This is a genomic window from Sphingomonas sp. FW306-1B-B10E (assembly GCF_058782005.1).
Map to the genome: position 1 here is coordinate 33,873 of NZ_JBYSXG010000025.1, position 25,391 is coordinate 59,263.

Consider the following 25,391-nt stretch of genomic DNA (forward strand, 5'->3'; position numbering starts at 1 on the left):
AGGCAATGAGAGTTAACGAAGTGCCCAACGCCGTCTCCGGACTATTGCTGGTCGTCGCGGCCGCGCTGGTCGATGGCGAGGGCAAAGTGCTGATTCAGCAACGCCCCGCGGGCAAGCCGATGGCCGGCCTGTGGGAATTCCCCGGCGGCAAGGTGGAGCCGGGCGAAGTGCCCGAGGCCGCGCTCGCGCGCGAGCTGGCCGAGGAACTGGGGATCGGCATTCCCGTGGATGCCATGGCGCCGATCGCCTTCGCCAGTGAGGGGCTCGAGGCGCGGCACCTGCTCCTGCTGCTCTACAAGGTACACACGTGGACCGGGATACCCGAGCCGCGGCACGCGCTTGCGCTGCGATGGGTGCGCCCGGCCGAGATGCGGACGCTGCCGATGCCGCCGGCAGACGTGCCGCTGGTCGATGCGCTGGAGCGGTTGCTCTAGCGCGGCCGCTTGCTCAGCGCGTCCGCGAGCGACGCCGTCGCGCTTCCCGGGCGCGCAGCCTTGGGCTGCGAAGGATCGGGCGCCCAGCCGGTCAGATAGACGATCTCGAAGCGCTCAGGCGTCCGGCCGTCGGGCTCGGCGCGATCGGCGAAGGCGGCGGAGGCCCGGACGAGCGTGTCGCGGGTGAGCGGTGCGGGGTCGGCGAGCAGATTGGTCGCGGCCATGCCGCGCAGGTCGCGCAGCAGATTGGGCAGGCCGGCATAGCGCACCACCAAGGTCTCGACATCGGAGACGGGCAGCGCGAAGCCGGCGCGGGAAAGCAGGTCGCCGCCGGCGCGCACGTCGATCTGCGGATGGAAGCGCGCAGCGGGGCGCTCGGCCTCGGCCTCGCGCAGGCACGCGCGCAGGGTCGCGAGCGAACCCGCTCCTGCAAAGGCGGCGAGGAACAGGCCATCGGGACGCAAGGCGCGGCGCGCAAGTGCGAGCGCGCCGGGGACGTCGTTGACCTGGTCGAGCACGCCGACCGAGACGATCAGGTCGAACGACGCGTCGGCGAAGGGCAGGCGGTCCTCGTCGGCCTGGACGCCGCCGGATGCCTTGGCGAAGCCGAAGCCGGCATCGAGCCGGGCGATGCGCGCGCCGTTGATATCCCAGCCGCCGGCGAAGCTGCCGAGGTCGAGCACGTCGCGAAAATCGCGTTTCACGGCGTCGAGCCGCTCGAGCAGGCCCTCGAGCATATGCTCGCGCAGGAAGGCGAAGCCGGCATAGCCGGGCGCGGCACGGTCGCGGCGGCGGCGGCGGAGGTCGCGGGCGAAGATTTCGGAGATTTCGGAGTCGGGCACATGCGGCTTGTGCAGCGTGGCTGCGCCCGCGACAAGGAGCGGCATGGCTGCGCTCGCTTCCCTTGCACGGCTCGCCGATCTCGCGTTGCCGCCGCGCTGCCCGGGATGTGGTGAAGTGACCGCAGCGGATCATCGTTTCTGCGCCAGCTGTTGGGGGAGCCTGCGCTTCCTCGGGCCGCCCTGGTGCGCACGCTGCCAGCTGCCGTTCGAATTCGATCGCGGCGAGGGCGCGGTCTGCGGCGAATGCCTCGGCGATTCGCCGCCGCATGACGGCGTGCGCGCGGCGGTGGCCTATGGCGATGTGGCCAGGGACGTAGCGCTCAAGCTCAAATATTCGGGAAGGCTCGCCTGCGCCGAGACGATGGCGCGCGCGATGGCGCGACTGATGCCGGCAGATGCCGAGCTGCTGGTGCCGGTGCCGCTGCATCGCTGGCGGCTCTGGTCGCGCGGGTTCAACCAGGCGGCGCTGATCGCCACCGCACTGTCACGGATCTGCGGCGTGCCAGCGGATGTGCGGCTGTTGCGGCGGGTGAAGGCGACGCCGGTGCTGCGCGGCCTCGGCCTGCGCGGACGGGCAAGCGCAGTGGCAGGCGCGTTTGCGCTGGCGCAGGATGCCCGGCCGAAGCTCGCCGGGAAGACCGTCGTCTTGGTCGACGATGTCCATACCAGCGGCGCCACCGCGGGCGCCTGCGCGCGCACTCTCAAGCGCGGCGGTGCGGACAAAGTGATCCTTCTGTGCTGGGCGCGCGTTCTGGAAGACGCGGCGCTGGATTGACAAGCGCCGCCGGGTCCCCAATTCGAGGCGCAAATGGCCAAGATCGAAATCTACACCAAGGCGTTCTGCCCCTATTGCACCCGCGCCAAGGCGCTGCTCGATTCGAAGAAGGTCGAGTATGAGGAAGTCGACATCAGCATGGGCGGACCGCGGCGCCAGGAGATGATCCAGCGCGCCAACGGCCGCACCACGGTGCCGCAGATCTTCATCGACGACCGGCATATCGGCGGATCGGACGACCTTGCCGCGCTCGACCGGCAGGGCGGACTGGACCCATTGCTGGCCGCATGAAGGCAGCTTTGCTTCAGATGACCAGCGGGATCGATCCCGCGGCGAATGCGCGCATCCTGGTCGAGGGCGTGGAGCAGGCCAGAGCGGGCGGAGCAGCGATGCTGTTCACGCCGGAAATGTCCGGGCTGCTCGACCGCGATCGCGACCGTGCGGCCGGATCCCTGGTCCACGAGGACGAGGATCGCGTGCTCACCGCGGTGCGCGAGGCGGCGGCGAAGCAGGGCATCTGGGTTCATCTCGGCAGCCTCGCGGTGCTGCGCGGCGACGGCAAGCTCGCCAATCGCGGCTTCGTCATCGACGATTCGGGCGCGATCCGCGCGCGCTACGACAAGATGCATCTGTTCGACGTCGACTTGCCGACCGGCGAGAGCTGGCGCGAATCGAACAGCTATGCGCCGGGCGAACGCGCGGTGACGGTGCAGACCCCGCTCGGCGTGCTCGGGCTGGCGATCTGTTACGACCTGCGCTTCCCCGACTTGTTCCGCGCGCTGAGCGATGCCGGCGCGACGCTGCTGGCAGTGCCGGCGGCGTTCACTCGGCCGACCGGCGCGGCGCACTGGCAGGTGCTGCTGCGCGCACGCGCGATCGAGGCGGCGGCGTTCGTGATCGCGGCGGCGCAAACCGGCGTGCACGAGGACGGCCGGGAGACCTATGGCCATTCGCTGGTCGCCGATCCCTGGGGTGACATGCTGCTCGACATGGGCGAGCCGGCGGGCCTCGGCTTCGCCGAGATCGACCCGGCGCGGACCGAGGCGGCACGCGGCCGCGTGCCGGTGCTGCGCCATCGCCGCGCGATCCCGCCGGTCGAGGTGTTATGATCGTCTTCGATCTCAAATGCGGCGACGGCCATGTCTTCGAGGCATGGTTCGGCTCGAGCGCGGCCTATGCCGAGCAACAGGCGGCCGGGCTGGTCGCCTGCCCGATATGCGGCAGCGGCAAGGTCGCCAAGGCCGTGATGGCCCCCAATGTCGCGGCCAAGGGCAATCGGAGCAACGCGCCGGCGCCGGCGGCGCCTTCCGGTACTCCGCCGCCTCCCGACGTGATGAAGGCGGCGATGGCGATGATCGCCACCGCGCAGGCGAAGATGCTCGAAAAGTCGGAGTGGGTCGGCACCGCCTTCGCCGACAAGGCGCGCGCGATGCATCTCGGCGACGAGCCCAGCGCGCAGATCCATGGCCAGGCGACCCCCGAACAGGCGCAGGAACTGGCCGAGGAGGGCGTGCCGGTCGCGCCCCTGCTCGTGCCGGTGGTGCCGCCCGAGCAGTGCAATTGACCCTCGCTGCGCCGCTTTGTACCAGCGGCGGCGTGGCCCGGTAGCTCAGCAGGATAGAGCAAGCGATTCCTAATCGAGAGGTCGGAGGTTCGAATCCTCTCCGGGTCACCACGTGCGCCCGCCCGTCAGGTCGCGGACCGCAACTCCGGCATGGCAACCTCCGCAAGGGCTGCTATAGGGCGCGCCCCACGCCCGCCGCATTTGCTTGGCAGGCGGCGAGCTTCACTTGCCAAGGAACGACCGTGAGCGACCGCGCCGAAACCTTTGAGACGATCAAGGCCCAGATCGAGCCCTTCAACAAGAAGGGCGTGGCGCTCAGCGACAGCACGACCTTCGCCGGCGATCTCGAATGGGACAGCCTCACGGTCATGGATTTCGTCGCCGCCATCGAGGACGAGTTCGACATCCTCATCACGATGAACATGCAGGCCGAGATCGAGAATGTCGGCCAGCTCGTCGATGCGGTGCAGAAGCTGAAGGGCTGAGGTTTCCCCGTTCGCCCTGAGCTTGTCGAAGGGCCGTTTTTCCTCTGACGATGCCGGAGAAAGAGGGACGGTGCTTCGACACGCTGAGCACGAACGGGTTTTGGGAAGATGATGAGATGACTGACGCGATCGACACCGCCGAGAAGCTGCCGCAGGATCCGCAGCCGGTCGCCCCCGAGCGCGACCTGATGAGCAAGTTCGACGGGCTCATCGCCGAGCGCCAGGCGCTGCTCGACAGCGGCGTCACCGATCCGTTCGCGATCGTGATGGACCAGGTCAAGTCGCCGACCGAGGCGGTGATCAAGGGCAAGGACACGATCCTGCTCGGCACCTACAATTACATGGGTATGACCTTCGACCCGGACGTCATCCAGGCCGGCAAGGACGCGCTCGACCAGTTCGGCTCGGGCACCAACGGCAGCCGCATGCTCAACGGCACCTTCCGCGACCATATGGAGGTCGAGCAGGCGCTCCGCGAATTCTACGGCACCACCGGCGCGATCGTCTTCTCGACCGGCTACATGGCCAATCTCGGCATGATCAGCACGCTGGCGGGGAAGGGCGAGTACGTCATCCTCGACGCCGACAGCCACGCCTCGATCTATGACGGCTGCAAGCAGGGCTATGCCGAGATCGTCCGCTTTCGCCACAACGACATCGCCGATCTCGACAAGCGCCTCGGCCGGCTGCCCAAGGATGCGGGCAAGCTGGTGGTGCTCGAGGGCGTCTATTCGATGCTCGGCGACGTCGCGCCGCTCAAGGAGATGGTCGCGGTCGCCAAGAAGCACGGCGCCATGGTGCTCAGCGACGAGGCGCATTCGATGGGGTTCTACGGCCCCAATGGCCGCGGCGTATACGAGGCGCAGGGTTGCGAGGGCGATGTCGATTTCATCGTCGGGACCTTCTCCAAGTCGGTCGGCACCGTCGGCGGCTTCTGCGTGTCGAACCACCCCAAGTTCGAGGCGATCCGGCTGGCCTGCCGGCCGTACATCTTCACCGCCTCGCTGCCGCCGAGCGTGGTGGCGACTGCCGCTGCGTCGATCCGTAAGCTCCAGTTCGCGCACAACAAGCGCGCGCATCTCTGGGAAAACGCCCGCAATCTGCACGCGGGGCTCAAGGAGATGGGCTTCAAGCTCGGCACCGAGACCCCCGACAGCGCGATCATCGCGGTGATCCTCGAGGACCAGGCGCAGGCAGTGACGATGTGGCAGGCGCTGCTCGACGGCGGGCTCTACGTCAACATGGCGCGTCCGCCCGCAACCCCGGCCGGTACCTATTTGCTGCGCTGCTCGCTCTGCGCCGAACACAGCGATGAGCAGGTGAAACGAATCCTCGAAATGTTCCGCGCTGCGGGCCGAAGCGTGGGCGTGATCGGCTGAGCCGAAAGGATTTGCTTCCTTCCTTGGTAAACCCTTCCTAAATTCCAGATATGAGTGAGGGGCAGGGTATAGCGCTGGAGCGCGTTCGTCGCGTTACCAACTGGCGCCTGCTGTTGCTGGGCCTGCTTGCGCTGCTCGGGCTGGGCGTCCTCGCCGCGATCATCGTCCTCCAGCAGCGCACCGACAAGGAGCGCGACCACGCCGTCGCGCGCCAGCAGCATACCTATGAAGTCGTCATCCGCGCCAATCAGCTCTCGGGCGCGATCTCGGCAGCCGAGGCGGCCTTGGGGCGCTATGTGGTCAGCGCCGACAAGACGCTGGGCCAGCAATATTCTGCCCAATGGGGCCGCGCGGGCGAGCAGCTCACCCGGCTTCAGCAGCTCACCCGCGACAGTCCGCGGCAACAAGCGCAGATCGCGCAGCTGCGCAGCGCCTTCGAGGCGCGCGGCCGCGAGCTCGCCGAGACCGCGCTCTATTCGACCTATGGCCGCCACAAGGACGCCTGGGGCAGCTATTACCGCGTCCGGCAGAGCCCGGCGCGGCAGAATGTCGAGATGCTACTCGCCCGCGTCGTCGACAGCGAGCGGCTGCTGCTGCGTGACCGCACGCGCGCCGCGGGCGACCTGATCGACAATTCGAGCTTCGCGTCGCGCATCCTGATGGTGTTCGGGGTGATGATCGTGGTCGGCGCGGTGCTGCTCGGCTGGCTGGCGATCGCCGCCGAGGGCGAGCGCGCCGCCGCCGATGCCGAGGCGACCGCGCAGCGCGAGCGCGCCGCCGAGCTCCAGCTCGCGGTCGATGCGGCGACCGCGGACCTCCGTGCCGAAGCCGAGGTCCGCGCACAGGCCGAGGCGCAGCTCCGCCAGGTCCAGAAGATGGAAGCGGTGGGCCAGCTCACCGGCGGGATCGCGCACGATTTCAACAATATGCTCGCGGTCGTTCTGGGCGGGCTCGAACTCGCCAAGCGGCACCTGCACAGCGGCGGTCCCGACGCGCAACTCCATATCGAGAATGCAATGGAGGGCGCTAATCGCGCCGCCGCACTGACCCGGCGGCTGCTCGCTTTCTCGCGCTCCGAGCCCCTGCTTCCCGAAGCCGTCGAGGGCGGCGCGTTGATCGCGGGGATGTCCGACCTGCTGGATCGTACCTTGGGCGATACGATCGAAGTCCGAACCGAGGACGCCGGCAAGGGCTGGACGGTCTGGGTCGACCGTCACCAGCTCGAGAACGCGCTGCTCAACCTCGCGGTCAATGCGCGCGACGCGATGGAAGGGCGGGGCACGCTGACGATCGCGACCGGAGGGCGCACCCTGGCCGCCGAGGAAGTCGGCGAATGCCCGGCGGGCGACTATGTCACGATCAGCGTGGCGGATACCGGCTGCGGCATGTCGCGCGAAGTCGCCGATCGCGTGTTCGAGCCGTTCTTCACCACCAAGCCGGTGGGCAAGGGCACCGGGCTCGGGCTCAGCCAGATCTTCGGATTCGTCCGCCAGTCGGACGGCGAGATCGCGATCGACACTGCGCCGGGCGAGGGCACCCGCGTGACGCTGTACCTGCCGCGCCACCAGGGCGAGCCGGCGAGCGCGACTGCGGAGGCGCCGGCACCGGCACCGGCGCTGACGCCGATCGTGGCAGTGGAGGAAGTGCCGCCCGCACGGAACTTCGACATCCTCGTCGTCGAGGACGATCCGCGCGTGCTGGGGGCGACGGTGAGCGCGCTCCAGGAATTGGGGCACCGGGTGACTTCGTGCCCCGATCCGCTGGCGGCTCCGGCCGCGGTGACGATGATGCCGCGGATCGACCTGATCATCTCCGACGTGCTGATGCCCGGACAGACCGGGCCAGAGATGATCGCCGGTTTGGGCGACCAGCTCGACGGCGTCGCGGTGCTGTTCGTCACCGGTTTCGCCGGCGAGGCGGATGCCGAGCTGTTCGGCGGCCGCGCGGTGCTGCGCAAGCCGTTCACGATGGCGTCGCTGGGCCGTGCCGTCGATGAAGCGGTGGATTTCGAGGCGCGCAGGGCGGCGCAGCAGGCGGCGTAGCCGCCCTTGCAATGTAGGATTTCGTCTGATTGGCTCGCGCCTGCCAGACTCGTCGGGCCGCTCTTTGATACTGTCATTCGATCCGCCAGCGGCGCGCATCGGCGTGACCTCGGCGTCGCGATATCGTCGCGTCAGTGTGACCTTGGTGGCGCGCGGAAGTAGCGTCGGTGTCGCCAAGCAGGCGCTTTCCGGTCGCAAACCGGGCGCTTTCCAGTCGCAACCGGGCAAACGTGCGCCAGAAACGCAACTTTCTAAACTTTGCCCCCGATGAAAGCGGGCAGCCTAGCCCGCCTTGGTCACCGAATGCCGCAATTGCTCGGTGGCGATCTCCCGGGCGCGTTCGCGCGGCAGGCCGACTGCGCGGGCCATCGGTCCGCCGAGCAAGGCGTCGCCCAGCGCCATCAGCGTGAGCTGGAGTGTTTCCTCGCGAAGCAGATGCGCGTCCATCGCATCGGCGCTGATCTCGTCGACCAGGCGGTGGATCGCCTCGAGGATCGGGTCGAGCGCGTCCTCATTGCCGTTGAGGATCATCCAGCTCGCCAGCGCGCCGGCACCGCCCTTGCCGAAGGCGTCGAAGGTCAGGTCGACAACCTCGCGCGGATCGTGATCCTCGCCGCGCGCGCGCACCACCGCCGCGACGATCTTGGCCGAGACGCTGTCGGCGATGTTGGCGGCGAGCGCCTTTTGCAATCCCGCGGCCGAGCCGAAATGGTGAAGTAGATTGGCATGGGTGCGCCCGATCCGCGCTGCGACGGCCTTGAGCGTGACGGCCTGCGGGCCGGCTTCGAGCAGCAGGGCGCGCGCGGCCTCCAGCGCGGCATCGCGCGATTCCTCGGGTGACAGACGCTTGCGTGCACTGGATGCCATCGGCCGAAAATTACTCTTGCCCCTGAAACCTCCGGCTTAGGGGAGGACACGCAGCGGCGAAAGCGCGGAATGCGCGCGACTTTCGCGACCGTGGCACAGTACATGCGATTGCCGGCGACGTGACCTGGGTCACGCCGCCATGCGGGCTCGCGGGTCATTGTCGACGGTGCCGGTCTCGACGAGGTCGATCTCGAAGCGCGCCGCGGACACGGCTTCACCGCGACCGCGCGAGTACATCGGTACGACCCGGCCCGTCGCGCGGAACCCGAGCTTGCGCAGCACGCGCCCCGACGCCGGATTGTCGAGAAAATGACAGGCGGTGACGCGGCGTATGCCCATTGCCTGCGCCGTGCGGAGGACCGCAGCCCCGGCTTCGGTGGCATAGCCTCGCCCCCAGGCGCTGGGCGTGATCCAATAGCCGAGCTCGTGCGGCTCGTCCCGCACAGCGTCGATGCTGATGCAGCCGATCAGCCGCACCACGCCGTCCTGATGTTCGAACATCAGGAACTTCGGCTCCGTCGCGTCTTCGAAGCTCGCGGCGAAGCTCTCGGCGGCTTCTTCGGTATAGGGCCAGGGCGCGCGGGCGAGATTGCGCACCACGCTCTCATGCCCGATTGCCCGGGCCAGCTCGGGGGCGTCCTCGCGCCAGCCGGGCCGCAACGTCAGTCTCTGCGTACGCACGAACATGACCAGTCTCCTCGGTCTTGCGGTGCCCCTGGCGTGTCCCTGTGACACCCAGTTTGCAGCCGCATTTCGAGGGAGCAATAAAAAAGGGAGCCGGGGTGGCCCGTCTCCCTTTTCAGCTGGTCCGTTCGCCGGACCCGGGCCACCCTGGTGGGCAACCCGTCCGGTTACCCGATGTTATTCGGCTGCTTCCGCAATAAGGTCTACCGAGCAGAACTTGCGGCCGAGCTTGCCGACCTTGAACGACACGCGGCCGTCGGTAAGCGCGAAAAGGGTGTGGTCCTTGCCCATGCCCACGTTCACGCCCGGATAAATCTTGGTGCCGCGCTGACGCACGATGATGTTGCCGGCGACGACTGCTTCGCTGCCGAACTTCTTGACGCCGAGACGACGGCCTGCCGAGTCGCGACCGTTGCGCGAAGAGCCGCCTGCTTTCTTATGTGCCATTTGCTATACTCCTCGAACTTGCGCTTATGCTTCGGCAGCCGGAGCTTCCGCGGTCGCGGGAGCAGCGTCGGCCTTCTTCGCCTTGGGCGCAGCCTTCTTCTTCTCTTCCTGGGCACCGATCGCGGTGATCTTCAGGATCGTGTGGTTCTGGCGATGGCCGTTCTTGCGGCGATAGTTATGCCGGCGGCGCTTCTTGAAGACGATGACCTTCTCGCCCTTCGCCTGCGCGACGATCTCGGCGGCGACCGTGAGGCCCTCGACCGACTTCAGCTCGCTGCCTTCGCCGGCGAGCAGGACGTCGCCCAGCGTGATCGACGAGCCGGCCTCGCCCTCGAGCTTCTCGACGACGATCTTGTCTCCGGCGGCGACGCGATACTGCTTGCCGCCCGTGCGCACGATAGCGAACATGGGTCTCTTCTCTAACAAAAGCATGTGCCCGCCAAGGGTTGCCCCGGCAGGAGGAAGGGCGCAGCTAAGGGAAGAGGGTGCGGAAGTCAACCGCCAGTGGTGCGATTCTTTGACTTTTGCTCAGGCGGCCATGTCCCGCCTGTATCGAGAAGAAAATCTATATCGAACTGGAGGAGGTTGCACTTTCGTTCTGAAGGTGCCGCCGCGTATCTTGCTGGAATCAGGGTAGGATGTACCTGAGGCTTCCAGGAGAGTAGCCCATGTTTGCACGTATTTCGTTTCTCGCCGGCGCGTCGCTGATCGCCTTTGCCGGTTCCTCCGCGGCGCAGACCGTCGATCCTGCCGCGGCTCCCGTGGCCGAGGAGACGGGTGGCGAGGAAATCGTCGTCACCGGCTCGCGCGTCGCCGAGCGCAGCGTCGCCGACAGCCCGGTCCCGGTCGATGTGATCGGCGGGGAGGCACTGACCAAATCGGGTGCGACCGAGACCAACCGCGTGCTGCGCGATCTCGTTCCTTCGTTCAACTTCCCGCAGCCCTCGCTGGTCGACGGCACCGATTCGCAGCGCCCCGCCACCCTGCGCGGACTTGCGCCCGATCAAGTGCTCGTGCTGGTCAACGGCAAGCGACGGCACCAGTCGGCGCTGCTCAACCTCAACGGTTCGGTCGGCCGCGGCTCGTCGGCGGTCGATCTCAACGAGATCCCCGCGATCGCGATCGACCGAGTCGAGATCCTGCGCGACGGCGCGTCGTCCCTCTACGGCTCGGACGCGATCGCCGGCGTTATCAACCTCCAGCTGCGCCGCAGCGAAGGCGCGCGGGCGAGCATCACCTACGGCAAGTACCTCACTTCGATGGACGGCGTGGGCGACGTGACCGGAGTCGCGAATAGCGGCGGCATCCCGACCGTGCTCACCCCCGGCGGCGTGACCAACGACATTCTCCAGCTCAACACCGACGGCGATCGCGAGCGGCACGACGGCGACACGCTGACTCTGGCGACCAATTTCGGGCTGCCGGTCGGCAAGGGCGGCTATCTCAACCTCACCGCGCAGTTCCGCGACCGCGACCCGACCAACCGCTCGGGCGCCGATCCGCGCCGTCAGTATCTGACCGTCGGCGATCCACGCGAGCTGACGATCGACCGCTTTACCCACCGCTATGGCGACGGCGAGGCGATCGACTACAATTTGTTCGCCAATGCCGGCTATGAATTGGGCGGCGGCTTCGAACTCTACGCCTTCGGCAGCTATGGCATTCGCGACGCCTCGGGCGGCGGCTTCTATCGTCGCGCTAATGACGTCCGCAACCGCGACTGGTCGGCCTCGACGACGACGTTCGTGCCGATCTTCGCCGACGGCTATCTCCCGTACATCGCTACCGAGGTCGAGGACGTCTCGGGCGCGGTGGGCATCCGCGGCGATATCGGCGGGTTCACCGGCGATCTGTCGGTGGTCTACGGCTCGAACCAGCTCGACTATAAGGTGACCAACAGCGTCAACGTCTCGCTCGGTGCGGCGAACAGCCCGCGCAATTTCTATGCGGGCGGGCTGCGCTCGGGGCAGACGGTGGTCAATCTCGACCTGAGCCGGAAGTTCGACTTTGCCGGGCTGCAATCGTTCGGGATCGCGTTCGGCGGCGAGTATCGCAACGAGAATTACAAGATCGTCGCGGGTGACGTCGCGAGCTACATCAACGGGCCGTTCTCCGCCGCGCCGTTCAACGCCGCGGGCGGATCGCAGGTGTTTCCGGGCTTCCGCCCGAACAACGCCACCGACGTGTCGCGCAATAGCTGGGCCGGCTATGCCGAGGCCGATGCCGACGTGACCGACTTCCTGTCGGTCCAGCTTGCCGGGCGCTACGAGCATTATTCGGACTTCGGCGACACTTGGAACGGCAAGGTCGCGGCGCGGCTCGAGCCGGTGCAGGGCATCGCCATTCGCGGTTCGGCCTCGACCGGCTTCCGCGCGCCGAGCTTGGCACAGCAATATTTCACGGCGACCTCCACGGTGTTCACCGGCGGCAATCTGATCGAAACCGGCACCTTCGCGGTCTCCGATCCGGTGTCGCGGGCGCTCGGCGCGAAGGACCTCAACCCCGAGAAGTCGACCAATCTCGGCGCGGGCGTGGTGTTTTCGCTGGTGCCGGGGCTCACGCTCACCGCAGACTATTACAACATCAAGATCCGCGACCGCGTGGTGCTGAGCGAATCGCTGAGCGGCGCGGCGGTGGTCGCCTTGCTGACCGGCGCGGGGATCACCAACGCCACGTCGGCGCGCTTCTTCGTCAACGGCGTCGACACGCGCACCCAGGGCGTCGACGTCGTCGCGACCTACAAGGTGCCCGATTTCGGCGCGGGACGCTTCACTTTGTCGGCGGGGTACAACCACAACCAGACCAAGATCACCGATCGCGCCTCGCTGCCGTCGCTGCCCGGGCTGATCGTGTTCGGCCGCTCCGAATCGCTGCGCCTTACCGACGGCCAGCCGCGCGACAAGATCAATGCGTCGCTGGATTGGGACCTGAAGCCGGTCGGGCTCACCGTGCGGACCAACCGCTATGGCCGGGTGCTGTCGACCGGCAGCTCGACCGACCTGGCGATCCCGGCAGGGCAGGGCGTCGCGGATTACTGGCTCGAGCCCAAGTGGATCACAGACCTCGAGGTGCGGGTCCAGGCGCTGCCGGGCGTCCAGCTCGCAGTGGGCGCGGACAATGTGTTCGACGTCTATCCCACCAAGGCGCCGGCGGGCGGGGTGTACGGCACGAACAATTATTTCCTGCCTTATTCGTCCTTCTCGCCGTTCGGCTTCAACGGACGCTTCGTCTATTCGCGAATCGCGTTCGATTTCTGATCAGACTCCCCTCCCGCTTGCGGGAGGGGTTAGGGGAGGGAGGTGCCTCAGGCGGCGCGGTTTGCGGCCAGGCCCTCCCCCGACCCCTCCCGCGAGCGGGAGGGGAGCGCAGAAGGCCGCCCGCGGTCGTTGGCTCAGTGCCGGTGATGTGGCTTCAGCTTGTAGCGGCCGCCGGCATAGCGCTCGAACAACCCGCTGATCGCCGGATGGTCGACCGGCTCGTCGCTCTCGTCGACGACGAGGTTCTGCTGGCTGACATACGCGATGTAGCTCGACTCGGTATTCTCGGCGAGCAAGTGATAGAAAGGCTGGTCTTTGCGCGGGCGGACGTCCTCTGGGATCGCCTCGTACCATTCGTCCGAATTGGCGAAGACCGGGTCGACGTCGAAAATCACCCCGCGGAAATCGAACAGCCGATGGCGCACGACGTCGCCGATCGCGAAGCGCGCGGAGGAAACCGGCGGCATCGGGACGGCGGCTTCGAGCGGCAGGCTGGGAGTGGGTGTACGCGACATGCCAACAATTTAGTGCCTCTTGGCCTCCGCACAAGCGCGGAGCTTGCGTCGCTCAAATGACTCGGCTAATGGCCCGCGCTCTATCGACCGGTGGCGCTCGTCGGAAACCCCGACAACGGCATCAAATGACCTCGCGGAGAGGTGGCAGAGTGGTCGAATGTACCGCACTCGAAATGCGGCGTGCCCTCACGGGTACCGTGGGTTCGAATCCCACCCTCTCCGCCACTTCCTTGCGCAGCGGGCTCAGCCCCGAACGGTCTCGCGGATCGTCTCCATCGAGATATAGGTCGAGGTGCTCGCGACGTGTGGCAGGCTCGAGATGCGCTCGCCCAGCACGATTCGGTACTTGCGGATGTCGGCGGTGCGGACCTTGAGCAGATAATCGAAGCTGCTCGCGATCATGTGGCATTCCTCGACCTCGGGGATGCGCCGGACCGCGGCGTTGAATTCGTCGAGCGCCTTTTCGCGCGTGTCGGACAATTTGACCTCGGCGAAGGCGACGTGATCGAGCGCGAGCTTGGCCGGATCGATCAATGCAGTGAAGCCGAGGATCACGCGCGTCTCGATCAGCCGCTTGAGTCGCTGCTGGCACGGAGTCTTGGACAGGCCGATGCGCTGGGCGAGATCGGTGACGGTGATCCTGCCGTCTTCGCGCAGGACGGCGAGGATCTTGCGGTCATATTCGTCCAGATCGACTGGATTTGGCGGAATTTCCATACGTATCGACTTTTGAGAGGCTAAAATTGGATCACCCACATAGTCTGGTCGAGTAAAGTAAGACAGATCGACTTTCGCCTTTCGGCTATGGGCGGATCATGCCTACCAACTCTGCCTTCGCGGCCTTTGCCCCGCCGATCCGCCCCCAGACGCCGCTGCGCGTCGCGATCACCCAGGCCTATCGCCGGGCCGAGCCCGAATGCCTCGCGCCGTTGCTCGAAGCGGCGACCTTGCCGGAGGTGGTTCGCGCCGATGCGGAGAGCACGGCGCGCGCGCTGATCGCGGCGCTGCGCAAGGAGGGCACCAAGAGCGGAGTCGAGGCGCTCGTCCAGGAATACACGCTGTCGAGCGAGGAGGGCGTCGCCTTGATGTGCCTCGCCGAGGCATTGCTGCGCATCCCCGACGATGCGACGCGCGACGCGCTGATTCGCGACAAGATCGCCGATGGCGACTGGCGCGCGCATCTCGGCGGCAGCCGCTCGCTGTTCGTCAACGCGGCGACCTGGGGACTGGTGGTGACCGGCAGGCTGGTCGAGAGCGCCGACGACAAGGGGCTGGGCGCCGCGCTCACTCGGTTGATCGCGCGCGCCGGCGAGCCGGTGATCCGCCGCGGCGTCGACCTAGCGATGCGCATGATGGGCGAGCAGTTCATCACCGGCGAGACGATCGCGGAGGCACTCAAGCGCGCCCGCAAGGAAGAAGCGCGCGGCTTCGGCTACAGCTACGACATGCTCGGCGAGGCGGCCGCGACTGCCAAGGACGCTGCGAGCTATTTCGACGACTATACCGGAGCGATCCACGCGATCGGCAAGGCTGCGGGCGGGCGCGGTATCTATGAAGGGCCGGGCATCTCGATCAAGCTCTCGGCGCTGCACCCGCGCTATGCGCGCGCGCAGGCCGACCGGGTGATGGGCGAATTGCTGCCGCGGGTGCAGGCGCTGGCGGTGCTCGCCAAGTCGTACGACATCGGTTTCAACATCGACGCCGAGGAGGCCGACCGGCTCGAGCTGTCGCTCGACCTGCTCGAATCGCTGGCGCTCGATCCGGCGCTGGCCAGCTGGAACGGACTGGGGTTCGTGGTGCAGGCCTATGGTAAGCGCTGCCCGTTCGTGATCGACTGGATCGTCGATCTCGCCCGTCGCGCCGGGCGACGGATCATGGTGCGGCTGGTCAAGGGGGCCTATTGGGACGCCGAGATCAAGCGCGCGCAGGTCGATGGGCTCGCCGACTTCCCGGTCTATACGCGCAAGATCCACACCGACGTGGCCTATGTCGCATGCGCGCGGAAGCTGCTCGCGGCGAAGGACGTGATCTTCCCGCAATTCGCGACGCACAACGCGCTGACGCTCGCGACGATCTACCAGATTGCCGGTCCCGATTTTACGCTCGGCGATTACGAGTTCCAGTGCCTCCACGGCATGGGCGAGCCGCTGTATCGGCAAGTCGTGGGCGCGGACGGCTTGGGCCGGCCATGCCGCATCTATGCGCCGGTGGGCACGCATGAGAAGTTGCTCGCTTATCTGGTCCGACGGCTGCTCGAGAACGGGGCGAACTCGTCATTCGTCAATCGTGTCGCTGATCCGGCGGTGTCGATAGATGAACTCGTCGTCGATCCGGTCGCACTGGTGCGTAGCGCGCCGCTGCCGGGCGCCAAGCACGATGCGATCGCGCTGCCCGTCGAGCTCTATCCCGATCGGCGCAACTCCGCCGGGATCGATCTGGCCAACGAGACCGCGCTCGCCGCGCTGAGCGAGGCGCTGCAGGAGAGCGCGGCGGTCCAGTGGCGCGCGGCGGTCCAGTGGCGCGCGGCGGTCCAGTGGCGCGCGGCGGTAGGCGAGGGGAGCGAGCGTCCCGTGCTCAACCCCGCCGATCATCGCGACGTGGTCGGCAGCGTGGTCGAAGTCACGCCCGAAGCCGCGCGCGACGCTGTTGCCTGCGCCGCGGGCTCTGACTGGCGTGCGGTCCCCGTCGACGCACGTGCGGTCATGCTCGAGCGCGCGGCGGATGCGATGGAAGCGCGGATGCCGCTGCTGATCGGGCTCACCGTCCGCGAGGCGGGCAAGTCGGTGCCTAATGCGATCGCCGAGGTGCGCGAGGCGGTCGATTTCCTGCGCTATTATGCCGTCCAGGCGCGGACGCTCGGCGACCGGCAGCCGCTCGGCCCGGTGGTGTGCATCAGCCCTTGGAATTTCCCGCTGGCGATCTTCACGGGGCAGGTCGCCGCGGCGCTCGTCGCGGGCAATCCGGTGCTCGCCAAGCCGGCCGAGGAGACGCCGCTGATCGCCGCCGAATCGGTGCGGCTGCTGCACGCGGCGGGCGTGCCTGCCGATGCACTTCAGCTGGTCCCCGGCGACGGCACGATCGGCGCGGCCCTGGTCGGTGCGCCCGAGACTGCGGGCGTGATGTTCACCGGCTCGACCGAAGTCGCGCGGCTGATCCAGCAGCAGCTCGCCGAGCGACTCTCGAGCGACGGCAAGCCGATCCCACTGATCGCCGAGACCGGCGGGCAGAATGCGATGATCGTCGATTCGTCGGCGCTCGCCGAGCAGGTGGTCGCCGACACCATCGCCTCTGCGTTCGACAGCGCGGGACAGCGCTGCTCGGCGTTGCGCATCTTGTGCCTGCAGGAGGAGGTCGCCGACCGCACCTTGGCGATGCTCAGGGGTGCGCTCGCCGAGTTGCGGATCGGCAATACCGATCGGCTCGCGGTCGATATCGGCCCGGTGATCACCGCCGAGGCGAAGGCGAATATTGAGAAGCATATCGAAGCGATGCGCGGCCGCGGCCGCCGCGTCGAGCAGCAGGAGATGCTGCCCGAGACCGCGCACGGCACCTTCGTGCCGCCGACGATCATCGAGCTCGACAATATCGCCGATCTGGAGCGCGAAGTGTTCGGGCCGGTGCTCCACGTGATCCGCTACCGGCGCGAAAAGCTCGACGAGCTGATCGATGCGATCAACGCCACGGGCTATGGGCTGACCTTCGGCCTGCACACCCGGCTGGACGAGACGATCGCCGAGGTCACCGGCCGGATCAAGGCGGGGAACCTTTACATCAACCGCAACGTCATCGGCGCGATCGTTGGAGTCCAGCCGTTCGGCGGGCGCGGGCTTTCGGGGACCGGGCCCAAGGCGGGTGGGCCGCTCTATCTGCCGCGACTGGTGCGCGACGTGGCGCCGGCGCCACGCGGCGAGGCGGTGGTCGATCCGGCGCTGACCGATCTCGCCGCTTGGCTGGACCAAGCGGGCGAGAAGCAGGCGGCGATGCTTGCGTTGCAGCTCGATGCGTCCTCGCCGCTCGGCCGCGAAGTCGAGCTTCCGGGGCCGGTGGGCGAGCGCAACGTCTACGCGCTGCATCCGCGCGGCACGATCCTGCTTGCACCGGAGAGCCGGGAAGGGCTGTTCCACCAACTCGCCGCCACGCTGGCGACGGGCAACGATGCGGTGGTCGAGGCCGACGCCGGTCTGACCGCCGTTCTGGCGGAGCTGCCGCCGAGCGTGCGCGCCCGGATCCAGAGCGATGCCGGCGAGGTTTCGGCGGCGCTGGTCGAGGGCGACGCGGACCGGGTGACCGAATTGCTGCAGGCTCTCGCGACGAAGCCGGGGCCGATCGTCCCGGTCCAGGCGGCGGCGAGCGCGGCGCTGACCGAGGCGGATGCCTATAGCCTCACCCTGCTGGTCGAGGAGGTTTCGATCTCGATCAACACCACCGCGGCGGGCGGCAATGCCAGCCTGATGATGCTCGGCTGACGCATCATATAAAGATTTCTTTATATGATGCTTGACTGCCCCGCGGGTCGGTGCGATCTGGAGAGGGTCAAGGTTCTTCGTCCGGGGCTCGCCCTGCGTCGGAGCTAAGACGGGAAGCCGGTGCGATGCCGGCGCTGCCCCCGCAACTGTAAGCGGCGAGCTGCGGTCCAACCATGTCACTGGGGCTTGCCCCGGGAAGACGGACCGCCGCGCTGACCCGCGAGCCAGGAGACCTGCCTTCGACGAGATAACGTCCACCGGCGGGGTGCCCGGATTGGCCGCTTGCGTGCCGGCCGGTTCCCGGGTTGCGTGCGCGTGCGTCTGGTCTCGGCGCTTCGCCTCTCTTCGGGGTTGAAGAAGATGACCACTACCGTTGCTACCTTGGGATTTCCGCGCATCGGCCCGCGGCGCGAACTGAAGCACGCGCTCGAAGCGCATTGGGCAGGGAAGTCTAGCGAGGCCGAGTTGCTCGAGGCAGGTGCGGGGCTGCGCACCGCCGCCTGGGCGCGGCAGAAGGCGCTCGGCGCCGACTGGCTGCCCTCGAACGACTTCTCGTTCTACGATCATGTCCTCGATACCAGCATCATGCTCGGGGCGATCCCCGAGCGCTACCGCAGCGCCGACGGCGAGGCGGGCCTGGCGACCTATTTCGCGATGGCGCGCGGCACCACCGGGGATACCGGATGCAGCCATGGCAGCGTCACGGCGTGCGAGATGACCAAGTGGTTCGACACCAATTATCACTATCTCGTCCCCGAACTCGCTGAGGGGCAGAAGCTCGCGCTCAACCGGCTCAAGGTGGTCGACGAGTATCGCGAGGCCAAGGTGCAGGGCTATGACACGCGGCCGGTGCTGCTCGGGCCGGTGACGTGGCTGAGCCTCGCCAAGGGACGCGGAGTCGATCCGTTCGACTATCTCGATGAAGTGCTCGGGCTCTATGCCGCGATCCTGGGCCAGCTCGCCCATGCCGGCGCCGAATGGGTGCAGATCGACGAGCCGGTGCTGGTGCTCGACCTCGACGACAAGCAGCGTCGCGCGCTGACCCGGGCCTATGCCAAGCTGTCGCGCTCGGGACCCAAACTGATGCTCGCGACCTATTTCGGCGGGCTGGGCGACAATCTCTCCTTCGCCGCGGCGTTGCCGGTGGCGGGACTGCATGTCGACCTCGTTCGCGCGCTCGAGCAGCTTGATCCGTTGCTCAAGGCCGCGCCCAAGTCGCTGCTGCTCTCGCTCGGGGTGGTTGATGGGCGCAACGTCTGGCGCGCCGATCTCGAGGCACTGCTCGACCGGATCGAGCCGATCGCGGCGACTCGCGACCTGGTGCTCGCGCCGTCCTGCTCGCTGCTTCACGTGCCGGTCGACCTCGCGCTCGAGAAGAAGCTCGGCGAGGTGGCCGAATGGCTGGCCTTCGCCGTGCAGAAGGTCGAGGAGCTGGCGGTGCTCAAGCGGGCGATCAACGAAGGGCGGGACAGCGTGGCCGCCGAGCTTGCGGCGTCGGCCAAGGCCAATGCGAGCCGGCGGGCGTCGCCATTGGTCCACAACCCGGCGGTCGCGGCGCGGACCGCGGCGGTGACCGATGCGATGATCGAGCGCCAGGCGGATATCGCCGAGCGCGCAGCGGCGCAGGCGGCGGTGCTCGATTTGCCCGCTTTCCCGACCACGACCATCGGTTCCTTCCCCCAGACCGGCGAGGTCCGCAATGCCCGGGCGCGGTTCAACCGTGGCGAGCTCGAAGCGGCGGCGTACGACGCGTTTCTGCGGGAGGAGACCGAGCGCACGATCCGCTGGCAGGAAGAGGTCGGGCTCGACATGCTCGTCCACGGCGAGTTCGAGCGCAACGACATGGTCCAGTATTTCGGCGAGCAGCTTTCGGGCTTTGCGTTCACCGTCAATGGCTGGGTCCAGTCCTATGGCTCGCGCTGCGTGCGGCCGCCGATCCTCTATGGCGACGTCTCGCGGCCCGAGCCGATGACCGTCGAATGGTGGCGCTACGCCCAGTCGCTCACCGACAAGCCGGTCAAGGGCATGCTCACCGGGCCGGTGACGATCCTCAACTGGTCGTTCGTCCGCGATGACCAGCCGCGGGCCGAGAGCTGCAAGCAGATCGCGCTGGCGATCCGCGACGAAGTGACCGACCTCGAGGCCGCCGGATGCAAGGCGATCCAGATCGACGAGGCCGCTCTCCGCGAAGGCCTGCCGCTGCGCAAGCGCGACTGGCAGGCCTATCTCGACTGGGCGGTGGCCGCCTTCCGGCTGTCCGCGGCCGGGGTGGGCGACGCCACCCAGATCCACACCCATATGTGCTATTCCGAGTTCAACGACATCCTTCCGGCGATCGGGGCGATGGACGCCGACGTGATCTCGATCGAGACGGCGCGGTCGCAGATGGAGCTGCTCGAAGGCTTCGCGGCGTATCGCTATCCGGGGGCGATCGGGCCGGGGGTGTACGACATCCACGCGCCGCGGGTGCCGGGCGAGGACGAGATGGTCGCGCTGATGCGGCTTGCGCAAGCGCATCTCCGGCCCGAGCAGCTTTGGGTGAACCCCGATTGCGGGCTCAAGACGCGGAAATGGCCGGAAGTGAAGCCGGCGATCGAGGCGATGGTCGCGGCGGCGAAGGCGTTGCGCGCCGAAGCGTGACGGGTGGGGTGGGGGTCTGGCCTGGCCCTCACCCTCCCACTCGGCTGCGCCGAGCGGGCCCCTCCCTCTCCCGACGGGAGAGGGAAGTTGGTCACTCCGTCACCAGCGGATAGCGCCCGCGGAAATCGTCGAGCAGGCGCTCGATGATCGCATTCTCGCCGTTGCTGCCGGACGGCGCGACCGACCAGTTGCAGTGCGGGTGGGTCTCGGCGCTGTAGACGCGGACCTTGCCCAGCGCCGCGCGCCAGTCGCGCTTGGTGCCGCCCGCCTGGCGGACCAGGGCGGTGACCAGCAGATCCTGGAGCTCGCCCGCGGTCATTCGCTCGGCCGGCCGCCCGGCTTCCATTCGGGCTTGGCCTTGCTGTCCGCCAGGCTCGCCAGCGGCGCGACCAGCGACTGGATCGCGCGCGCCATGAACGGCAGGTCGAGCCGCTCGATCGTATCCTCGGGGGTGTGGTAGGTGGGCACCGTCGCCCAGCCCGAGACGGTGTGCGCGACCACGCCCTTCAGCGCGAGCGCGTAATTGTCCGAGCGCTGGAAGAAGTTCTGCTCGGGATAGGGATCGGTGGTGACCAGGGCGCCGTGCGCCTTCAGGGTCTCGCCGAAGGTCGAGCGCTCATAGCCGGTCATCATCATCGTGCCGGCGGGGAGCTTGGGGTCCTGCTGGCCGATCATCTCGATCTCGAGATTGGCGACGATATCGCTGAGCGGCACCGGCGGATGCGCGCCGAACCAGCGCGCACCGAAGCCGCCCGCCTCCTCGCTGCCATAAGCGGCGAACAGGATGCCGCGGCGATGCTTCTTGCCGGCGAGGCTGCGCGCCAGCTCGAGCACCGCGGCGGTGCCCGAGGCGTCGTCATTGGCGCCGTACATCACCTTGCCGTCGGGGCGCACCCCGAGATGGTCGAGATGCGCGCTGACCAGCAGCACGCCCGCGGCGGGATCGGTGCCGGGGAGATAGCCGAGCGCATTGGTGGTGACCTGCGCCTGCTCGACCAGCCCGGGCAATTCAAGCGCGATGTCGGCGCCGTCCTGCGCGGCGAGCTTGTCGAACGCGGCATCGCTGAGCGCGAGGATGTTGCGGCGCGGGCGTGGCGTCTCACCCTTGATATAGCGGGGCATGCGAGGACGGGCGCCGATGATGTCGTAATAGCCGCGCACCTCGTCGGTCGCGCGGACGATGACGAGCTTGACCTTGGACTGGTCGACCTGCCCGGCGATCTGGAGCCCGTTGGCCGCGGGATTGGTGACGATCAGCACGTCGGCAGCGGGGGCTGCCTTGGGATCGGTGCCGGCGAAGACGGTGAGCTTGCCGCGGATCGGATCGCCGTTGGACGAGAACAGCATCGGCGCATCGACCCTCGCACCGTTGGCAGTGAGCACCGGCGCGCCGTCGAGCCGCAGGCTGACCACATCGACCGGCTGGATATAGCCGGTCATCCCCGGCGCGGGGGCGAGCCCATAGCCGCGGAACATCGCCGCGACATAGGCCGCGGCGGCGGCCTCGTCGGGGGTCGCGCTGCCGCGGCCGCGTAAGCCCGGGCCGGCGAGGATATCGACATGCGCGCGGACCTGCGCGGGGGTGATCGGCGCGGGCGCGCGCTGGGCGTGCGCGGGTAGCGTCAGGCCCGCCGCCAGCGTGACGGCGAGGAGAGCGGTCTTCAGTCTGTGCATAATGCCCCGGCGATTGGATGTGGACACGAGCTTAGAAAGCGGCGGCGCGCAGGGCAACCGGGGCGGGCGGCGGCGGCGAAGTTGCGACGGCGAAGTTTAGAAAGTTTAGCGTCTGGCGCGGGTTTGCCCAGACTGCGCGCGGGGGGTGTTTGGTCCCGGGTAGGAGGGGAAAGGTGGCGAAACGGGCCTGGCCAGGCTGTGCGATTGCCAACCTGGAGGTTGGCAATGCGCGCGGCGAAGTTGAGACGAAGTTTAAGCTGTCGCGCGGTGTTGGCTGGAGGTTGCGATGTAAGCCCATTGCGTCGATCCCCGAGTGCAGCCGGCATGGCCGACTGCCTGAGGCAAGCAGGTGAAATCCTATTTTGCAAGCATGGGGTGATCGCAATTGGGCCGCGAGCCGACCGACGGCTTACTAACATGAGGCGTTCGAAGCCGCCGATAATCCATGCGGAGAAAGCGACTTTTAATCGAGAGGTCCTGGGTTCGAGTCCCCGCGGAACCACCACCGTAAACCACTAGAAAGATTATCGTTTCGCTGTCCGTAGCCCTCGGGCTGCGACGCGTCTTGACATGCTTTTTCGACATTCGCGTCGCTCTTAGACCCGCGCTGGATCGCAAAAAATCACCAGCCCTTGCGTTTGCTTTGCCGGTTTGCTAAATAGCTAATCGGCAACGCGTGCTGATCCGACGCGTTGGAGGAGACCCACGCGGATCAAGGAGTAGAATCATGACGCCATTCGGAATGATGCTGCGTCAGGAGAGGAAAGAGAAGGGCTTGATGTTGGCGACCATGGCAAAGGACCTTGGCATCAGCTCGCCCTACCTGAGCCAGCTGGAAACGGGCGCGAAGCCGATCAAGGAAGCGTTCGTGAATAAAGTCATTGCCTATCTGGATCTGAACCAAAGCGACGGCGACGCTTTGCGCCGCGCTGCTGCGAAGTCGCTGCCGGCAAATGTCGGCACCGTCACCATTGAGTTGTCGCCGAGCACCTCGGCACGGGACCGCGAACTGGCTTCGAATTTAGCGCTCAGCTTCAATCGTCTGAAGCCCGAGGCGAAGGCGCGGTTGCGCGAGATGCTGGAGGATGAAAGCAATGGCTGATCATATCGGGAGCGTGGCACGCCGAACCGAGCGTGACATTGAGCGTCTGGCGACGTTGGTTCGCCGGGAGCTTGGTGTCGCGCCCGGTGCGCGCATCGCCATGCAGCCCGTTCTCGAGATGGCCCTCGACGAGATTTACCCGGGCGCCTATTACGCCATCGAATTCGACAGCGATATGGGCGGCGCCGAGGGCCGCACGGATCACTTCGAGCCGAAAATCACTCTTTCCGCTAGCACCTACGCCGCGCTTCAAATCGCCGATCCTCGTGCGCGTATGACCGTCGCGCACGAGCTCGGTCACCTGCTGATGCATACGCGTCAGCCCGTTTATCACTACAGTTCGCGCGCTCGCGATCGCCAAGTCGACCCGGAGTGGCAGGCCACGTACTTTGCCTCTGCGCTGCTAATGCCGGCGGACGCATTCCGAAAGAAGCGTACGGTCCGTGCAGCTATGAAAGCCTTCGGGGTCAGCCGGAATGCCGCCCTTCGTCGAGCCCGCATTCTCGGCCACACCATCGTTGACGATCTTGTTCGTTGGCGTCCGCGCAAAAAAAAGGAGCGCAGCTCGCACCACGCCCCTCAGTAAAAGCCTGGATCAGAAGCGGCCCCTGAAAAGGGTGAGCTATCCTCAACCGGCCATAGTCAGCTGCCCACGTAGGCGGTATCGGTTAAGGAAGCAAGAACGAGCGGCCGCGCCTAACGGAGACCCCTCGTGGATCCCAGCGACATCCCCCCAGGGAAGAAGCGGATTTGCGTCAAGTGGATCACCCGGAAAGGCAAGCGCATCTATGCAAGCTCGTATGGGCTGCAGGCGTTTTGCTTCCTGGTGGACGCGTAGCGTCAATCTGGTTCTGACCTGAACACTCCAAACGGGCTCTACACTTCCGGGTGTGGAGCCCGTGGCTCATTCGCGGTTGCTTTGGCAGTGATCGGCGCAACATGCGTGCGCCGGGCCCGCGCGATGCGCCGCGCCTTCGCCTGGTTGCCTTGTTGTAAATCGCAGTCGTTTCGAGCTTGCTGTGACCGGACACTGCGAGTGTGTCGTCGACGTCGGCGTCGCCGATCTCGGTGACCCCGCCGTTTCGAAAGCTGTTGAAGCGCAGGTCCTTCGGCAGGCCGGCCTTGTTGCAGATCCGGCGGTGCGGCTTCCGCATGTAGTCGATTCCTCACCGCCCCCAGCGGACTTACGAAGCTGTAATGCTCGAAACACCTGCGATCGTGATATGTTGGCCGCTCAATCCAGGAGGTTGTGATGCGTCCAGTCACCGGGGGACGTTGGATCGTCGGCATTCTGGTCGTTGGACCGATGCTGTTGGTACAGCTTGGCTATGTCGCCGCCATCATCTGGGCGGGTGCATCACAGGCACAGCTCTATGCGGACGACGGGTATAGCGTCACCGAGTATTGGGTTCGCTCGGGCGCGGCGTGGATGCTGGTCCGGGCGTTGCTGATGTTGGGGCTGTTCTGCCTGTTCACCGGCGCCATGTTCGGACGATCCCAAGCAGCCGCAATCAGTCGAATGCGGACCATCGTCGCGGTTCTCGCATTTGCGGGCTGGATCTGCATCGCGCTGTTCGAGTCCTGGCTCGGTCACATCTCCTAGAAGCGGCGTGCGGTAGGCGGGTTATCCGCCCCGCTTGACCGCCACCACCGCCGCGTCCAGCGCCTGTAGGAAGCGCGAGCGGTCCGCCGGGGCGAAGGGCTTGGGGCCGCCGAGCTGGTCGCCGCCGGCGCGCAGGTCGGCCATGATCGCGCGGGTGGCGATGGCGGCGCCGATCGAGCTGGTGGTGAAGGGCTTGCCATTGGGGGCGAGGACGCGGGCGCCGGCCTTGAGCGCGCGGTCGGCCAAGAGGATGTCGGCGGTGATCACGATCGTGCCGGGTGCCGATTGCTCGGCGATCCAGTCGTCGGCAGCGTCGAAGGCGTCGCTCACCACCTGGCGGGTGAGCAACGGGTGGGCTGGGATGCGGAGGTGCTGGTTGCTTACCACCACCACCGGGACCTCGTGGCGCCAGGCGACCTTGTAGATCTCCTCCTTTACCGGGCAGGCGTCGGCGTCGACGAGGATGCGGGGGGTGGGCATGGGTCAGTCCCTCTCGGTGGCGCTTCGCTTCTCTACCTCTCCCGGTGGGAGAGGTGGCGCAGCTTGGCAGCTTGCTGCCTAGCGTAGCTTGGCGAGGGTAGGGCGGCGCTTTGCGCCGCGGGGGGGGGGGGGGGG

The 25,391-nt window shown here is 67.1% G+C and carries 24 protein-coding genes, 2 tRNA genes and 1 riboswitch; of the genes, 16 read left to right on the top strand and 10 right to left on the bottom strand.

Translation table 11 applies throughout. The features are described 5' to 3' along the window. The first annotated feature begins 5 nt into the window (after positions 1 to 5). Positions 6 to 434, top strand: a complete 429-nt coding sequence (locus tag AC3WJI_RS11510; RefSeq protein WP_492757410.1) for a (deoxy)nucleoside triphosphate pyrophosphohydrolase — start codon at positions 6 to 8, stop codon at positions 432 to 434. On the opposite strand, the gene AC3WJI_RS11515 is transcribed toward AC3WJI_RS11510, so the two are convergent. Further along, positions 431 to 1,321, bottom strand: a complete 891-nt coding sequence (locus AC3WJI_RS11515; protein ID WP_492757411.1) for a methyltransferase domain-containing protein — start codon at positions 1,319 to 1,321, stop codon at positions 431 to 433. The genes AC3WJI_RS11510 and AC3WJI_RS11515 overlap by 4 nt on opposite strands. Here AC3WJI_RS11515 and AC3WJI_RS11520 point away from each other — a divergent pair. From AC3WJI_RS11520 to AC3WJI_RS11555, 8 genes are all read left to right on the top strand, one after another. Continuing rightward, the gene (locus tag AC3WJI_RS11520; protein WP_492757412.1) at positions 1,320 to 2,051 is read left to right on the top strand and encodes a ComF family protein; all 732 of its coding nucleotides are present in this window, start codon (positions 1,320 to 1,322) and stop codon (positions 2,049 to 2,051) included. The genes AC3WJI_RS11515 and AC3WJI_RS11520 overlap by 2 nt on opposite strands. Positions 2,052 to 2,084: 33 nt before the next feature. Further along, the gene (gene grxC, locus AC3WJI_RS11525) at positions 2,085 to 2,342 is read left to right on the top strand and encodes a glutaredoxin 3 (RefSeq protein WP_492757413.1); all 258 of its coding nucleotides are present in this window, start codon (positions 2,085 to 2,087) and stop codon (positions 2,340 to 2,342) included. Continuing rightward, positions 2,339 to 3,160 carry a carbon-nitrogen hydrolase family protein gene (locus AC3WJI_RS11530; RefSeq protein WP_492757414.1) on the top strand — a complete coding sequence of 274 codons (822 nt, stop codon included), beginning with the start codon at positions 2,339 to 2,341 and terminating at the stop codon, positions 3,158 to 3,160. Before grxC ends, AC3WJI_RS11530 begins: the two co-directional genes overlap by 4 nt. Then, entirely contained in the window at positions 3,157 to 3,615 is a 459-nt protein-coding gene (locus AC3WJI_RS11535) for a DUF1178 family protein (protein ID WP_492757415.1), read from the top strand. Before AC3WJI_RS11530 ends, AC3WJI_RS11535 begins: the two co-directional genes overlap by 4 nt. Before the next feature lie 34 nt (positions 3,616 to 3,649). Then, a tRNA-Arg gene (locus AC3WJI_RS11540) sits at positions 3,650 to 3,726 on the top strand. Between the two features lie 131 nt (positions 3,727 to 3,857). Beyond that, positions 3,858 to 4,100: an acyl carrier protein gene (locus AC3WJI_RS11545; RefSeq protein ID WP_492757416.1), complete on the top strand. Its 243-nt coding sequence runs from the start codon at positions 3,858 to 3,860 to the stop codon at positions 4,098 to 4,100. 116 nt (positions 4,101 to 4,216) lie between these two features. Continuing rightward, a complete protein-coding gene (gene spt / locus AC3WJI_RS11550; protein WP_492757417.1) occupies positions 4,217 to 5,479 on the top strand; it encodes a serine palmitoyltransferase in 1,263 nt (420 codons plus the stop codon). A 50-nt stretch (positions 5,480 to 5,529) separates the two neighbouring features. Further along, a complete protein-coding gene (locus tag AC3WJI_RS11555) occupies positions 5,530 to 7,521 on the top strand; it encodes an ATP-binding protein (protein ID WP_492757418.1) in 1,992 nt (663 codons plus the stop codon). 282 nt (positions 7,522 to 7,803) lie between these two features. Here the strand turns inward: AC3WJI_RS11555 and AC3WJI_RS11560 are convergent, their stop codons facing one another. The 4 genes from AC3WJI_RS11560 to rplU all read right to left on the bottom strand — a co-directional run bounded on the left by AC3WJI_RS11560 (position 7,804) and on the right by rplU (position 9,927). Then, positions 7,804 to 8,388: a TetR family transcriptional regulator gene (locus AC3WJI_RS11560; protein WP_492757419.1), complete on the bottom strand. Its 585-nt coding sequence runs from the start codon at positions 8,386 to 8,388 to the stop codon at positions 7,804 to 7,806. Between the two features lie 129 nt (positions 8,389 to 8,517). Next, entirely contained in the window at positions 8,518 to 9,075 is a 558-nt protein-coding gene (locus AC3WJI_RS11565) for a GNAT family N-acetyltransferase (RefSeq protein ID WP_492757420.1), read from the bottom strand. 174 nt (positions 9,076 to 9,249) lie between these two features. After that, positions 9,250 to 9,519 (bottom strand): 50S ribosomal protein L27, encoded by a 270-nt coding sequence (rpmA, locus tag AC3WJI_RS11570; protein ID WP_492757421.1) that lies wholly within the window; start codon positions 9,517 to 9,519, stop codon positions 9,250 to 9,252. A gap of 24 nt (positions 9,520 to 9,543) precedes the next feature. Further along, positions 9,544 to 9,927, bottom strand: coding sequence for a 50S ribosomal protein L21 (rplU, locus tag AC3WJI_RS11575; RefSeq protein ID WP_492757422.1), 384 nt, complete (start codon positions 9,925 to 9,927; stop codon positions 9,544 to 9,546). Between the two features lie 260 nt (positions 9,928 to 10,187). On the opposite strand from rplU, the gene AC3WJI_RS11580 reads away from it, so the two are divergent. After that, positions 10,188 to 12,776, top strand: a complete 2,589-nt coding sequence (locus tag AC3WJI_RS11580) for a TonB-dependent receptor plug domain-containing protein (protein WP_492757423.1) — start codon at positions 10,188 to 10,190, stop codon at positions 12,774 to 12,776. A gap of 134 nt (positions 12,777 to 12,910) precedes the next feature. Here AC3WJI_RS11580 and hspQ read toward each other — a convergent pair whose 3' ends face one another. After that, positions 12,911 to 13,291 (bottom strand): heat shock protein HspQ, encoded by a 381-nt coding sequence (gene hspQ / locus AC3WJI_RS11585; RefSeq protein ID WP_492757424.1) that lies wholly within the window; start codon positions 13,289 to 13,291, stop codon positions 12,911 to 12,913. 135 nt (positions 13,292 to 13,426) lie between these two features. Between hspQ and AC3WJI_RS11590 the strand changes: the two genes are divergently transcribed. Then, positions 13,427 to 13,516 (top strand) — tRNA-Ser (locus AC3WJI_RS11590). Positions 13,517 to 13,534: 18 nt separating this feature from the next. Here the strand turns inward: AC3WJI_RS11590 and AC3WJI_RS11595 are convergent. Further along, a complete protein-coding gene (locus tag AC3WJI_RS11595; RefSeq protein ID WP_492757425.1) occupies positions 13,535 to 14,008 on the bottom strand; it encodes an Lrp/AsnC family transcriptional regulator in 474 nt (157 codons plus the stop codon). A 98-nt stretch (positions 14,009 to 14,106) separates the two neighbouring features. Here AC3WJI_RS11595 and putA point away from each other — a divergent pair, with 98 nt between their 5' ends. Together putA and metE are read left to right on the top strand one after the other, a co-directional pair. Then, a complete protein-coding gene (gene putA, locus AC3WJI_RS11600; RefSeq protein WP_492757426.1) occupies positions 14,107 to 17,757 on the top strand; it encodes a trifunctional transcriptional regulator/proline dehydrogenase/L-glutamate gamma-semialdehyde dehydrogenase in 3,651 nt (1,216 codons plus the stop codon). 67 nt (positions 17,758 to 17,824) lie between these two features. Next, positions 17,825 to 18,012: riboswitch (cobalamin riboswitch) on the top strand. 105 nt (positions 18,013 to 18,117) lie between these two features. Beyond that, on the top strand, positions 18,118 to 20,397 hold the full coding sequence (gene metE, locus AC3WJI_RS11605) for a 5-methyltetrahydropteroyltriglutamate--homocysteine S-methyltransferase (protein WP_492757427.1): 2,280 nt from the start codon (positions 18,118 to 18,120) through the stop codon (positions 20,395 to 20,397). A 91-nt stretch (positions 20,398 to 20,488) separates the two neighbouring features. Here the strand turns inward: metE and AC3WJI_RS11610 are convergent, their stop codons facing one another. Beyond that, the gene (locus tag AC3WJI_RS11610; RefSeq protein ID WP_492757428.1) at positions 20,489 to 20,716 is read right to left on the bottom strand and encodes a hypothetical protein; all 228 of its coding nucleotides are present in this window, start codon (positions 20,714 to 20,716) and stop codon (positions 20,489 to 20,491) included. Continuing rightward, positions 20,713 to 22,071: a M28 family metallopeptidase gene (locus tag AC3WJI_RS11615; RefSeq protein WP_492757429.1), complete on the bottom strand. Its 1,359-nt coding sequence runs from the start codon at positions 22,069 to 22,071 to the stop codon at positions 20,713 to 20,715. The genes AC3WJI_RS11610 and AC3WJI_RS11615 overlap by 4 nt, the downstream gene beginning before the upstream one ends. A gap of 727 nt (positions 22,072 to 22,798) precedes the next feature. On the opposite strand from AC3WJI_RS11615, the gene AC3WJI_RS11620 reads away from it, so the two are divergent. The 3 genes from AC3WJI_RS11620 to AC3WJI_RS11630 all read left to right on the top strand — a co-directional run bounded on the left by AC3WJI_RS11620 (position 22,799) and on the right by AC3WJI_RS11630 (position 24,776). Beyond that, positions 22,799 to 23,173, top strand: coding sequence for a helix-turn-helix domain-containing protein (locus AC3WJI_RS11620; RefSeq protein ID WP_492757430.1), 375 nt, complete (start codon positions 22,799 to 22,801; stop codon positions 23,171 to 23,173). Then, positions 23,166 to 23,759 carry an ImmA/IrrE family metallo-endopeptidase gene (locus AC3WJI_RS11625; RefSeq protein ID WP_492757431.1) on the top strand — a complete coding sequence of 198 codons (594 nt, stop codon included), beginning with the start codon at positions 23,166 to 23,168 and terminating at the stop codon, positions 23,757 to 23,759. Before AC3WJI_RS11620 ends, AC3WJI_RS11625 begins: the two co-directional genes overlap by 8 nt. Positions 23,760 to 24,425: 666 nt before the next feature. Then, a complete protein-coding gene (locus tag AC3WJI_RS11630) occupies positions 24,426 to 24,776 on the top strand; it encodes a hypothetical protein (RefSeq protein ID WP_492757432.1) in 351 nt (116 codons plus the stop codon). Positions 24,777 to 24,797: 21 nt separating this feature from the next. Here the strand turns inward: AC3WJI_RS11630 and AC3WJI_RS11635 are convergent, their stop codons facing one another. After that, positions 24,798 to 25,256, bottom strand: a complete 459-nt coding sequence (locus tag AC3WJI_RS11635) for a YaiI/YqxD family protein (protein WP_492757433.1) — start codon at positions 25,254 to 25,256, stop codon at positions 24,798 to 24,800. Positions 25,257 to 25,391 lie beyond the last annotated feature (135 nt).